The organism is Oscillibacter sp. KLE 1728 (assembly GCF_934833455.1).
In the GTDB taxonomy this organism is placed as follows: Bacteria; Bacillota; Clostridia; order Oscillospirales; family Oscillospiraceae; genus Oscillibacter; species Oscillibacter welbionis.
In genome coordinates, this window is sequence record NZ_CAKVVF010000007.1 from 25,930 (window position 1) to 37,972 (window position 12,043).

Sequence of the window (12,043 nt, forward strand, 5' to 3'; positions counted from 1 at the left end):
ATACAGTGGGAGGATTCATTTCCGAAGAACCACTATGAGGAGGAAGTAACATTGTTTAGAGGCAAGAAATATAAGGAAAGTGCCAAGCAGATCGACAAGACCATGCTGTACGACGCTGCTGACGGCATGGCGCTGATCTGCAAGACTGCCAGCGCCAAGTTTGACGAGACCGTTGAGCTCCATGTGAAGCTGGGCGTGGACTCCCGTCACGCTGACCAGCAGGTCCGCGGCGCCATCGTGCTGCCCCACGGCACCGGCAAGACCGTCCGGGTCCTGGTGTTCGCCAAGGGCGACAAGGCCGACGCTGCCCGGGAGGCCGGCGCGGATTACGTGGGCGAGATGGATATGGTGGAGAAGATCCAGAAGGAAAACTGGTTCGACTTCGACGTGGTTGTTGCCAGCCCCGACATGATGGGCCTGGTGGGCCGCCTCGGTAAGGTCCTGGGCCCCAAGGGCCTGATGCCCTCCCCCAAGGCCGGCACCGTCACCCCCGACGTGGCCAAGGCCGTGCAGGAGGTCAAGGCCGGTAAGATCGAGTACCGCCTGGACAAGACCAACATCATCCACTGCCCCATCGGCAAGGTGTCCTTCGGCCCCGAGAAGCTGACTGAGAACTATAACGCGCTGATGGGCGCCATCGTGAAGGCGAAGCCTGCCTCCGCCAAGGGCCAGTATATTCGCAGCTGTGTAGCCGCGTCCACCATGGGCCCCGGCGTGAAGATGAACACGGCGAAGATGATCTGAGGCTTTTCGGAGGGGAGCTGGCTCTCCTCCGAACACCCCATCGCCGCGTCAAAACAAATTGCGCTTCATCCGTTTCTGCCTGTGGTGAAACCGGATACCGCTCCGTTTGTTTTTCCTTTTCCGACAAAAGCTGGGCTTTTGTTGGGGCCCGACGTGGTCACTGGCGTGCGCACCCCGGTGCGCGGGACGATGAATTTTCGCCGCACACATGTTGCGGCAAAATGATTCGGTTTTCGTCTTCCGCCGCAGGCGGAAGAACCGGAAAAAACCTCCGTTTTTTTCGGGCCTTTTTCCCGGTCCTGTGGGATCTGGGGAAATCTGTTATTTAGTTCTTGACAAATCGTCGAGAATTAAATATAATACCAGATGCGTTCCAAAGACAGCAGGTGGCATGAGCCATAAATCCTGCCGAGGGCGGCAAACTTGATTTGCTATCCGTCCCTGTGTCTTTGCGCACAGGGACGGTTCCTTTTTTTGAACGCACCGACAATTTTCCTGGAGGTGAACACTAGAATGCCTAACGCAAAGGTCTTATCTGAAAAGCAGGCCATCGTGGCCGAGCTGACTGAGAAGATCCAGAAAGCTTCCGCCGGCGTGCTCGTGGATTACAAGGGCATCACCGTTGAGGAGGACACCGCGCTGCGCAGAGAGTGCCGGGAGAACGGCGTCGATTACGCCGTTGTCAAGAACACCCTGCTCCGCTTTGCCTTCAACAACACCGGCCTGAACGAGCTGGACGATCTGCTCAACGGCACCACGTCTCTGGCTCTGTGTGAAGAGGATGTAGTTGCTCCCGCCCGCGTCATGAGCGACTATGCCAAGAAGCTGAACGACAAGTTCGAGATCAAGGGCGGCTTTATGGACGGCAAGCCCGTCTCTCTGGAGACCATCCAGTCTCTGGCTTCCATCCCCGCTCTGCCCGTTCTGCGCGCCCAGTTCCTGGGTACTATGCTGGCTCCCATTACCGGTCTGGCTGTTGTCCTGAAGCAGATCGCCGAAAAGGGCGGCGAGCCCGTGGCTGTCGCTGCCGAGGAAGCTGCCCCCGCCGCTGAGTAATTGAGGCGGCAAGTTCTTACTTTTAAATTTTACAATTAGGAGGCTATTACAATGTCTGAGAAAGTTACCGCTATGATCGAAGAGATCAAGGGCCTGACCGTTCTGGAGCTGAGCGAGCTGGTGCACGCTCTGGAGGAGGAGTTCGGCGTGTCCGCCGCCGCTATGGCTGCTCCCGCTGCCGGCGCTGCCGCTCCCGCCGCTGAGGAGAAGACCTCCTTCGACGTGGTCCTGACCGGCTTCGACGCCGCTGCCAAGATCAAGGTCATTAAGGTTGTCCGCGAGATCACCGGCCAGGGCCTGGCCGAGGCCAAGGCTACTGTCGAGGGCGCTCCCAAGACCCTGAAGGAGGGTGCTTCCAAGGAGGACGCCGAGGCTCTGAAGGCTCAGCTGGAAGAGGCTGGCGCCAAGGTCGAGCTGAAGTAATCGAACTTCCATACTGGAGAGAAATTCCCCGTCCAATGGACGGGGAATTTTTTTCAAAAATTTTCTCCCCGTGGGACGAATTGGCGGCTGCTCTCGTTTTACAGGTGAAAAGCTTTTCAAGGAGACGGACCATGACAGAGAAAGAGTTTACCGCCGCGGCGGAGCAGCATCTGGATATGGTGTACCGGATCGCGCTCAACTGCCTCCGGAATCCGGCGGACGCGGAGGACGCAGCCCAGACGGCCATGCTGCGGCTGTGGCGGTCCGGGCAGGCGTTTCCCGATGATAACCAGCTGCGTCATTGGCTGGTACGGGTGACGGTGAATGCCTGCAAGGATGCCCTGCGGTCGCCCTGGAGACGGCGGATGGTGCCTCTGGACGACTGCCGGGAGCCGGTGTTCAATACGCCGGAGCACCAGAATCTCTATGCAGAGGTCATGGCCCTACCGGCCAAGTACCGCTTGCCGCTGTATCTCTATTATTATGAAGGGTACACAGCGGCGGAGGTGGGGGAGCTGCTGGGCCTGAGGCCCTCCACCGTTCGGACCCGGCTTGCCCGGGCCAGAGAGAAACTGAAAGCACAGCTGAGGGAGGAGTGAGCCATGCAGAACATCTATCGGGAGACATTTGAGCAGATCCATGCCTCCGAGCAGCTGCGAAAGGAGGTAGCCAATGTGCCGAAACAGGAGAAGGCAGCGTTTAGACACCGTATTTCCAAGGCAGGGCTGATTGCCGCAGCGTTGGCGCTGGCGGGCACGGTCCTGGCAGTGGCCAGTCCCACCCTCTGGTGGTGGTTTGAGCAGAAGTGGGAGGAGGAGACCGGCAGCTCGATGACGGAATCCCAATCCCTGGTGATCGACGGCCTGACCCGAAAAGTGGGGGAGAGCGTTACCAGCGGGGACGTGACCGTCACTGTGGACAGTATCACCGTGGGCAGCAGTCAGATCTGGGCATTGCTGGACGTGACGGGCTGGGACTTTGACCGAGATGCCCAGTATTCCTTTGACAGGATGCGTGCGGAGATCGTCCCTGACCCCAGTGGGGGCCAGCATGGTGGGGCTGGGTACGGTCTGGACAGTATCGGGATCACCCGGGAGGGCGCAGCCCGGATGCTGCTGGAGTTCTCCGCCACCATCTCCACTGGTAACCAGCTGAACAGAGGAGATTACGCGCTGGAGATCGATCTGAACGACCTGATCCGCCGCCGTACCGGCGGGGCAGAGGATGAGGTTTTGTGTGAAGGAGAGTGGTCTTTCTCGATTCCTTTGGCGGCAGAGAGCCTGTCTCCTACCATCACCATCGACAGAGTTCAAGTGCTGTCGAATCACATGGTCTGGGATCAGGCTACCGGCAAAGATGGCGGCGCCTTAGAGGGTACAGGGGGAAAATCTCACCCGGCTGTTGCAACGCTAACGAACCTCCAAATTACCGCAACAGGTGCCTCCTTCTACTGCGACGGACTGATGGACCGGCTCCACGCAACCGTGATCCTGGCCGACGGGACCGAAGTAGAGAACCGTGGCGGCGGTGGAAGCAGAATGGAGGACGGCGGATGGTATGTCAGCTTTGACTGGCCGGTGCCGCTGGATGTGACGGATATCGTTGCTATCCGCTTTGGCGATGCAGAAATTCCATTGAATTAAGTGAGACTTGCAAAGAACGCCCCGCCAAAAGCAGGCGGGGCGTTTTTGTCACTTTCACGTTTCTATCCAGTCCCTCTGCCGCCAGACGGCAAACTCCCGCCGGACCAGCAGCAAGCTCAGGAGGAAGGTCAGCACGTCGGAAATGGGGGCGGCCAGCAGGGCACCATCCAGGCCGAACCGGCCGGACAGCAGAATAGCCAGGGGAATCAGAAACACGCCCTGCCGGGCCAGGGGAATGGCAAGGGAGGGTACCGGCCGGCCGATCCCTTGAAAGAAAGAGGCGGTGGCCAGATGCAGGCCGTACAGGAAGAAGGCGGCCATATACAGCCGGAAGCAGTGCTGGGCACAGTCCAGGTAGAGGGGGCTGTCAGAGACGAACAGCATCCCGATCTGCCGGGGAAACAGCTGGAACACCAGGAACCACACCCCCGAAATTACCAGGGCGATGGCGGCGGCCGTGCGGAAGGTCTGCCGCACCCGAAGAAAATGCTTCGCCCCGAAGTTGTAACCGTTGATAGGCTGTACGGCGGAGGAGACGCCCACGAACATGGAGTGGGCAATCTGATAGACCTTCATCATCATTCCGTAGACAGAGAGGGCGATGTCGCTGCCGTACACGCTGGCCGCTCCGTGAACCCGCAGCAGGTTGTTCAGGGTGATCTGTACCAGGGCAGTGAGGATCTGGGTCAGCAGGCTGGGAACCCCCAGGGTCAGAATCCGCCCGGTGAGCCTAATGGTGGGGCGCAGCGCCTGGCGCCGGAGCCGGACTGTGTGCAGCCGGGGCAGGTAGGCCAGAAACAGCACCCCGGCCGCCACCTGGCCGATGACTGTGGCAATGCCGGCCCCCACCACGCCCATGCCCAGAGGGAAGATGAAGACGGGGTCTAGAATCAGGTTGAGGACGGCACCGGTAATCATGCAGCCCATGCTGTACCGGGGGTGGCCGTCCGCCCGAATGATGGCGGTGAAGGCCGGGCAGATCAGCTGGAAGGGCAGGCCCCAGGCAATGGTCCGGAGATAGGCTGCAGCCTCCGGCCAGGCAGTGTCCGTAGCGCCGAAGAGCCGGGCAATCTGGGGGGCGAAGCACCAGCTGACGATGGCCGCACAGAGACCGCTGGCGGCAATCAGGGTGGCGGCGTGACCGATGGTGTCATCCGCCTCTTGCTGCTGGCGGCGGCCGAGGCACAGGCTGATGTTGGCGGCGCTGCCGTCTCCCAGCAGCAGGGCCACGGCATTCACCAGAATGACCACCGGGAACGCCACGTTGATGGCCGCCATGGCGGTGATCCCCACGCCCTGGCCCACAAAGATCTGGTCCACGATGTTGTAGAGGCAGTTGACCATCAGCGTCAGGGCCGTGGGGATGGCGTAGCGGACGATCAGCTTTTGAACCGGCTCGGTTTCCAGCGGGCTGCGGGACTCCTGATCGGCCGTCATACGGATCCCTCCTCCGGCGGGCGCACCGCCCGCCGTGATAAAAAGTCCCAGCGGCAGAGCACCGCCCTGCCCACTGGGTAAGCATCAATTTTTTTCAGCATAACATGGGCGGCGGTAAAAGTCAACGCGCCGGACAGCGGTCTGTTCACAGAATGTTTTCAAAGAAGCCGCTGGATGCCGGCAACCTTTTGGCGGCCGGACCTATCTATATGGATGTACAGGCGGTGCGGACAGGTGCGCCTGTCCGCAGTGGCTCCGCTGTACAAAATCACAAGGAAAAGGATGGAACATACATGAGACGATTGCTCACAGGAATCCTGGCGGCGCTGATACTGCTGACGCTGGCGGCCTGCGGCTCTGAAAAGACGGACGCCGGCAACGACGGGAAGGAAGAGGACAGCGCAACGGTCAATGGTGTGGTGAACCGTATGGGGGATTTCCTGGTTCTGCTTACTGACGATGGGACTTATCAGGTTTTCGACTTTGGCGAGGATGTGGATCAGGGGCGTCTTGAAGAGGGGGACAGCGTCACAGTTACCTATACCGGAGAGCTTGGGAGCGAGGATCCGGTGCCTGTGGCGGTTTCTGTGGAGAAGACAGATGCGGTATAAGGAACGCTTTCCATAAAACAGCGGCCCGCAAACTGCGGGCCGCTGCTTTTTAACAGGGCAGAGAGACCTGGGCAATCAGGTCCCGCACAACAGCGCTGCCTAGCAGCAGACCGGCTGTGGCGGGAACCCAGGGATTGCTGGCGGGCACACTGCGGCGGCCGGGGGGCGGCGCCTCCGGCTGGGCGGGAGAGACGGGCTTCTCCGGGCTGAACACCACCTTCAGATGGTGAATGCCTCTGGTCCGGAGTTCCTTGCGCATCACCCGGGCCAGGGGGCAGCCATAGGTCTTGGAGATGTCCGTTACCTGGAGGAGGGTGGGATCCAGCTTGTTGCCTGTGCCCAGGGCCGCGATCAGGGGGATGTTCAGCTTCAGGGCAGTCTCTGCCAGATCCAGCTTGCAGGACACCAGATCGATGGCGTCCACGATGTAATCGTACCGGCAGCCCTCCGGGAAGAAGCGGTCCCGATGAGCGGCGTCATAGAGACCGTGGACAGGATGGAGCTCTGCATCCGGATTGATGTCCCGCAGACGGGCGGCCACCGCCTCCGCCTTGGGCTGACCCAGGGTGGAGTGGAGGGCCTCCAGCTGGCGGTTTAGGTTGGTGAGGGCAATGGTGTCGCTGTCCACCAGGGTCAGCTCGCCGACTCCAGACCGGGCCAAGCATTCGGCGGCGTAGCTGCCCACGCCGCCCAGACCCAGCAGCAGCACGTGGGCCCGAGCAAGCCGGGCCTGGGCCTCCGGGCCCCACAGCATCTCGTTGCGGAGAAAGGGATGTTCCATAACGGACCTCCTTGTTGCAAACAGGTGGAAAACGTCCGGCTTTGAAATTTCAAAGCCGGACGTCTTGTGTTGTGAATGGGAATCAACCCACAAAGCTCATGCCGAAGGAGGACTGCTCCGCAGTATAGCCCTCGGTCTTCTCCTCGTAGAACGTATCCACGGCGTCATTGACCAGATCTGCGGACACCTGGATCTCCCAGTAGGGCTGGTCATAGCCTACGAAGTACATGACGTGGTAGCCGGTGCTCTCGTTGTGAATGATGCCGGTGTCGCCGGTCTGGCGGGCGGGATCGAAGCACCAGTCGTTGAACTCCGTCACCATCTGGCCCTGATAGACCTGCTCATACAGGCCGCCGGTGGTGTTGGACCCGGGATACTGGGAGTACTCATTGGCCAGCGCGGCAAAGGAGTCCTCGGTGGCGTCGCCGGCCTTCCACTCGTCCAGGATGTCCTGGGCCTTCTGCGCGGCCTCGGCGTCCTTGGCGGCCACATCGTCCTCATAGCCCTCGTCATCCTCGGAGAGCTCGGAGGCCTCCGGCTGGATCAGGATGTGGCGCACGTTCACCGTGTTGTATTCGTTGCGGGAGCGGCCGTTAAAGACCACCACATAGTAGTTGCTGCTGTCGCTGTCCTCCAGCACGGCGGAGTCACCGGCCTGCCGGGCATCGTCATACAGCCATTCACCCAGAACAGAGGAGCTGTACGAGAAGCTGTCAGAAGAGGCATAGGTGGCGGTGGACTCATATTCTGCAGCTGCATCCTCCAGAGAGGTGCCCGCCTTGTAGGCGGCGTAGATGGCATCTGCGGTGGTCTTGGCAGCGGCCATGGCCTCCGCCTTCATCTCGTCGGTGACCTCGATGGAGTTGCCCTCTTCATCTGTATCAGCTGCGGCGCCGTTGACGCGGACATACGCACAGTCCACCAGATCGTAGGCGGTCCGGTCCTCCTGATAGGCGGCCTCCAGCTCGTCGGTGGAGTAGGTCAGACTGTCCTGATAGGACTGGAGATAGGCGGTGGCCAGCAGGCTGCGCCGGGTCTGCTCCTCATAGATGCTGCGGGTCATGGTGCTGCCGTAGATGAGACCCAGATACTGCTTTTCCGTATAGCCGTACGTGCTGGCAGCGGAGGCAAGGGACTCCATGGTGTCGTCCAGGTCGGCCTGCATCTCGTCGTTCCAGGTGAAGCCCTCGGCCTCTGCAGCGGCATTCATGGCCTGGACGCCGGCCAACTGCTCCAGGGCCTTGTCCGCGAAGTAGTCGTACCAAGTCTCGCCCTCGGTGGCGTCGGTGACGAACATGACGGCGCTGGAGGAGATGGTCTGGTCCTTCAAGGACGTGCCGGTGTCCAGCCCGATCATGCTCAGAATGCTGTAATTGCCGTTGACAAAGTTCTGATAGTAGTTCTCAAAATAGAAGTTGACCTCAGCGGCGGTGTACTTCTCACCGTTGACGGTGGCCGCCGTGGCCGTCTTGGGAATGATGTTGGACTTCCAGATGACGGCGGCAATGGCGATTACCAGGAATACCACTCCGATGGTGCCATACAGAAGGTTGGTGCTGTGCTCCTTCTGGCGTTGCTTGGCCTCCCGGGCGGTCTTGGGATCGTTCCAGCCGGAGCCGGACAGGTCCTGGCGGGTCTTTTTTTCTCTTGATGCGCTCATGTGTGTTTCAGTCCTCTCAAGTATTCAGGTGCAAGGTTTGCAAGAAACCGGAAATTACGCACTTTGATATTATACTGGATATGGCCGGATTCTGCAAGAGAAATTTGCGGAATCCCCGCCGCGATCCGGCAGGATCGGCAAAAACAGGGGATTTTTTGGCTGATCCGCAAAAAAAAGCGGAGCGGCCAGACCGCCCCTTCAGAAAACGTGCCCCGCGAGAGCCGTGTAGGCCCGTTATAACCTGCACCTTCACGGCCAGGTGGGTTGCCTCCAACGCGCTTTACCACTTCCAACTTCCAGCCGCAGACAGCAGCCGGGAGGCCTGCGAACCACGCGCTGATCCGGCATCCCGTATAACGAAATGTGGGTTAAAAAAAGACCTATCACAAACCCCGCAGGGCACATATTCACCGTATCACATCCCGGCCCGGGATGCAAGAGGAAACCAGCGGACCCGGAGAGAAATTTTTGTATGGAGTGTCAGGACTCTCCGTCCTCGTCGAACAGGGACTCCATGAACAGGTCATAGACCGCGTCCAGTTCCTCGTCGGAATCCAGCGTGGACAGCAGATCCTCCCCGTCCTCGTGGAGGACCTTCAGGATCACCAGTCCATTGTCCGGATCGTCCTCATCCTCTCCCTCTGTCTCCGCAGGGAAGAAAGCCTGGTACTGCTGGCCGTTGTATTCCAGCGCGTCCACAAACTCCAGCACGATCTCGCGGCCGTCCTCGTCTGTGACTGTGATGAAAGTGGGGCCGTACTCATCCGCCATGGGGCGTCCTCCTTCTGTCTGTACTCTAGGGGTATTGTAACTGACTTTCCAGAAGATTGCAAGGGGGTGAACTTTTGGAAATGTGGGAAACTGGGGCGCTGGGGATGGATTTATCCTGCCCAAAAGCAGAAAAACCATGCGGATAAGAAACTTTTTTTCGGTAAAATACGACATTTTCGATATTGACATGGGATGGTACAATAGAACATATTATGGAGGACTCTGAGCCTCTGCGGCCGCAGACAGGCGGCGCGGCAGACTGCTTTTGCAGAAAATTCAAATTCAAAAGAAGGAGGTGCTCTGCATTGGAACGCAGAAGACGGGAGGGATCCCATGAGATGATCCCCCGCCGGGAACCCAGACAGCAGAAAAGCACCAAACGAACGGGACACAAGGTCGTCTTCATCCTGGGGACGGTCCTGCTGGTGGGCATCTGCACAGTGGCGATGCTTGCCGGGCTTTTTATGATGTACGTCCGGACCACGCTGGCCCCTACGCTGGAGGTCAACGCCGACGACTACACCATGAATCTCAGCTCCATCATCTATTACCAGGACAGGGACACCGGAGATTGGGTGGAATACCAGACTGTCTACGGCACGGAAAACCGCATCTGGGTGGACTATGAACAGATCCCGGACGCGCTGTGGCAGGCGGCCGTGGCCATTGAGGACCACCGATTCTTTGAGCACAACGGCGTGGACTGGACCCGAACCGCCTCTGCCACGCTGAACTTCTTCACCGGCAGCCGGGCCACCTTCGGCGGCTCCACCCTGACGCAGCAGGTGCTGAAGAACATGACCGGCGACGACGGCAACACCATCAACCGCAAGGTGCGGGAGATTTTCCGGGCCCTGGAGTTCGAGAAGAACTACACCAAGCAGGAGATCCTGGAGATGTACCTGAACACCATCTACCTGGGACAGGGCTGCTACGGCGTCCAGACCGCGTCGGAATTCTACTTCGGCAAGGATGTGTCGGAGCTGGATCCGGCGGAATGCGCCTGCCTCATCGCCATCACCAACAACCCCTCCCTGTATGGTCCCATGTCCACCATCACCATCACCCGGGAGGACGGCAGCACCGTCACGCCCCGGGAGCTGAACAAGGAGCGCCAGGAGATGATCCTGACCCGGATGGCCGGCGGCAATGACGATGTGGGCGTCACCGGGCTCACCTATCTGACAGAGGAGGAGGCCGAGGCCGCCAAGGCGGAGGAGCTGCATTTCACGGACGGCACCACTTCCGCTCAGGACATTGTCACGGAGGCTACCGGCGGCGCCAATGTCAACTCCTGGTTCGTGGACCAGGTGCTGCGGGATGTCTCCGCGGATCTGGCGGACCTGTACGGCATCACCGAAAAAGAGGCCCTGAACCGGATCTACAACAGCGGCTACAACATCTACACCACGCTGGACCCGAAGATTCAGGAGATTGCGGAGTCTGTCTACGAGGACCGGGGGAGTCTGAACAACCTCACCTCTGCCAGCGGACAGCTGATCCACTCCGGCATTACCATTATCGAGCCCTCCACCGGCAACATCGTGGCCATGGTGGGCGATATGGGACCCAAGTCCGGAAACCTGCTGTGGAACTATGCAACGGATATCCAGCAGCCGGGTTCCTCCATCAAGCCGCTGACGGCTTATGCCCCGGCGCTGGATGCGGGGGCAGTCTCTCCGGCAACCACCTTTGACAACTATCCGGTCCGCCTGCTGAATGGAAATCCATGGCCCAAGAACTCGCCCAACACCTACACGGGCTGGACATCCGTGCGCAACGGTGTCAAGGCATCCATCAACACCATCGCGGTGCAGACACTGGAAAAGGTTGGGGTCACGGCGGCCTACCAATTCGCCACCGAAAATCTGGGGCTGAGTCTGGCACCGGAGGATATGAACGTCAGCCCGCTGGGGCTGGGCGGCCTGACTTACGGCCTCAGCACGGTGGAGATGGCGGCGGCCTACGCTGCTTTCGCCAACAGCGGTGTGTACAATGAGCCCAAGACCTACGTAAAGGTTCTGGCCAACGACAACTCCACCGTGGTGCTGGAAAAGGAGACGGAGCAGCGGGTGGCCATGAAGGAGACCACCGCCTATCTGATGACGGACATGCTGCGCCGGGCGGTGAATGAGTCCGGCGGCACCGGCGGCGGCGCTCGATTCAGCGGGATGCACATTGCAGGAAAAACCGGCACCACCAACGACAACTATGACCGTTATTTCACAGGCTACACGCCGTATTACTGCGCGGCGGTCTGGGTGGGCTACAAGAACAACGAGCGGATCAGCTACTCCGTGAACCCCGCGGCCTCCCTGTGGCGACAGGTGATGGAGAAGGTCCATGCGGATCTGCCGGACAAGTCCTTCAACCGTCCCAGCAGCGGCCTGACAACGGTCAGTGTCTGCGCGGACAGCGGTATGCTGGCGACGGATGCCTGCCGCGCCGATTCCAGAGGGGACCGGACGGTATCCTATGAGGTGGCTGTGGGCACGGAGCCCACGACGGAGTGCACGCTCCACAAGATGGTGGACATCTGCACCGAGGGTAACTGCTTGGCCGGTGAGTTCTGCCCGGCGGAGTCCATCGTGCAGAAGGGCTATCTGGACTATGTGCGGGAGGATTACGGCGAGAGCATCACTGCCTCCGACGACGCCTATCTCATCAGCACCCTGGAAAAGGCGGTGGCCCCCACGGAGACCAGCCCCGGCGGATGTCCCGTCCACACGTCGGCTGCAGTTACGGACCCCGATGACCCGAATGGGGGGCTGGATCCCAGCGATCCCAACTGGCAGCCGCCTGATCCCAACGACCCTGATGTGCCCATAGATCCGGATACGCCGACAGAGGACCCCTCCGGCGGCGATTCCGGCGGCGGAGACCAGCCTACGGAGCCGGATCCCAACGATCCCAGCGG

The 12,043-nt window shown here is 60.1% G+C and carries 11 protein-coding genes, 1 other RNA gene and 1 other annotated feature; of the genes, 7 read left to right on the forward strand and 5 right to left on the reverse strand.

Going from position 1 to position 12,043, the window contains the following annotated elements; translation table 11 throughout:
- Positions 1 to 51 precede the first annotated feature (51 nt).
- From rplA to QVE23_RS01510, 5 genes are all read left to right on the forward strand, one after another.
- The gene (gene rplA, locus QVE23_RS01490) at positions 52 to 744 is read left to right on the forward strand and encodes a 50S ribosomal protein L1 (protein ID WP_021747851.1); all 693 of its coding nucleotides are present in this window, start codon (positions 52 to 54) and stop codon (positions 742 to 744) included.
- 355 nt (positions 745 to 1,099) lie between these two features.
- Positions 1,100 to 1,224 (forward strand) — a sequence feature (ribosomal protein L10 leader region).
- 33 nt (positions 1,225 to 1,257) lie between these two features.
- Positions 1,258 to 1,800, forward strand: a complete 543-nt coding sequence (gene rplJ, locus QVE23_RS01495) for a 50S ribosomal protein L10 (protein WP_021747849.1) — start codon at positions 1,258 to 1,260, stop codon at positions 1,798 to 1,800.
- Positions 1,801 to 1,851: 51 nt separating this feature from the next.
- The gene (gene rplL / locus QVE23_RS01500) at positions 1,852 to 2,223 is read left to right on the forward strand and encodes a 50S ribosomal protein L7/L12 (protein WP_021747848.1); all 372 of its coding nucleotides are present in this window, start codon (positions 1,852 to 1,854) and stop codon (positions 2,221 to 2,223) included.
- A gap of 131 nt (positions 2,224 to 2,354) precedes the next feature.
- On the forward strand, positions 2,355 to 2,822 hold the full coding sequence (locus tag QVE23_RS01505) for an RNA polymerase sigma factor (RefSeq protein WP_036629520.1): 468 nt from the start codon (positions 2,355 to 2,357) through the stop codon (positions 2,820 to 2,822).
- Positions 2,823 to 2,825: 3 nt separating this feature from the next.
- Positions 2,826 to 3,866, forward strand: a complete 1,041-nt coding sequence (locus QVE23_RS01510; RefSeq protein WP_287967464.1) for a DUF4179 domain-containing protein — start codon at positions 2,826 to 2,828, stop codon at positions 3,864 to 3,866.
- Between the two features lie 54 nt (positions 3,867 to 3,920).
- On the opposite strand, the gene QVE23_RS01515 is transcribed toward QVE23_RS01510, so the two are convergent.
- The gene (locus tag QVE23_RS01515) at positions 3,921 to 5,303 is read right to left on the reverse strand and encodes an MATE family efflux transporter (RefSeq protein WP_256264983.1); all 1,383 of its coding nucleotides are present in this window, start codon (positions 5,301 to 5,303) and stop codon (positions 3,921 to 3,923) included.
- 293 nt (positions 5,304 to 5,596) lie between these two features.
- On the opposite strand from QVE23_RS01515, the gene QVE23_RS01520 reads away from it, so the two are divergent.
- Positions 5,597 to 5,914 (forward strand): hypothetical protein, encoded by a 318-nt coding sequence (locus tag QVE23_RS01520; RefSeq protein WP_036629543.1) that lies wholly within the window; start codon positions 5,597 to 5,599, stop codon positions 5,912 to 5,914.
- A gap of 49 nt (positions 5,915 to 5,963) precedes the next feature.
- Here the strand turns inward: QVE23_RS01520 and QVE23_RS01525 are convergent, their stop codons facing one another.
- From QVE23_RS01525 to QVE23_RS01540, 4 genes are all read right to left on the reverse strand, one after another.
- Positions 5,964 to 6,695, reverse strand: coding sequence for a tRNA threonylcarbamoyladenosine dehydratase (locus QVE23_RS01525; protein WP_287967465.1), 732 nt, complete (start codon positions 6,693 to 6,695; stop codon positions 5,964 to 5,966).
- Between the two features lie 82 nt (positions 6,696 to 6,777).
- On the reverse strand, positions 6,778 to 8,355 hold the full coding sequence (locus QVE23_RS01530; protein WP_287967466.1) for a peptidylprolyl isomerase: 1,578 nt from the start codon (positions 8,353 to 8,355) through the stop codon (positions 6,778 to 6,780).
- 205 nt (positions 8,356 to 8,560) lie between these two features.
- A non-coding RNA gene (gene ssrS / locus QVE23_RS01535) (6S RNA) lies at positions 8,561 to 8,759 on the reverse strand.
- 76 nt (positions 8,760 to 8,835) lie between these two features.
- Positions 8,836 to 9,126 (reverse strand): DUF1292 domain-containing protein, encoded by a 291-nt coding sequence (locus QVE23_RS01540; RefSeq protein ID WP_267288357.1) that lies wholly within the window; start codon positions 9,124 to 9,126, stop codon positions 8,836 to 8,838.
- 305 nt (positions 9,127 to 9,431) lie between these two features.
- On the opposite strand from QVE23_RS01540, the gene QVE23_RS01545 reads away from it, so the two are divergent.
- Positions 9,432 to 12,043, forward strand: a 2,612-nt coding sequence (locus tag QVE23_RS01545; protein WP_287967468.1) for a transglycosylase domain-containing protein, incomplete at its 3' end; no start/stop codon positions are given.

Excerpts from the sequence above, each read along its gene's own strand:
- rplJ (WP_021747849.1), top strand. The coding sequence starts at position 1,258 with ATGCCTAACGCAAAGGTCTTATCTGAAAAGCAGGCCATCGTGGCCGAG.
- rplL (WP_021747848.1), top strand. The coding sequence starts at position 1,852 with ATGTCTGAGAAAGTTACCGCTATGATCGAAGAGATCAAGGGCCTGACC.
- QVE23_RS01505 (WP_036629520.1), top strand. The coding sequence starts at position 2,355 with ATGACAGAGAAAGAGTTTACCGCCGCGGCGGAGCAGCATCTGGATATG.
- QVE23_RS01510 (WP_287967464.1), top strand. The coding sequence starts at position 2,826 with ATGCAGAACATCTATCGGGAGACATTTGAGCAGATCCATGCCTCCGAG.
- QVE23_RS01515 (WP_256264983.1), bottom strand. The coding sequence starts at position 5,303 with ATGACGGCCGATCAGGAGTCCCGCAGCCCGCTGGAAACCGAGCCGGTT.
- QVE23_RS01520 (WP_036629543.1), top strand. The coding sequence starts at position 5,597 with ATGAGACGATTGCTCACAGGAATCCTGGCGGCGCTGATACTGCTGACG.
- QVE23_RS01525 (WP_287967465.1), bottom strand. The coding sequence starts at position 6,695 with ATGGAACATCCCTTTCTCCGCAACGAGATGCTGTGGGGCCCGGAGGCC.
- QVE23_RS01530 (WP_287967466.1), bottom strand. The coding sequence starts at position 8,355 with ATGAGCGCATCAAGAGAAAAAAAGACCCGCCAGGACCTGTCCGGCTCC.
- QVE23_RS01540 (WP_267288357.1), bottom strand. The coding sequence starts at position 9,126 with ATGGCGGATGAGTACGGCCCCACTTTCATCACAGTCACAGACGAGGAC.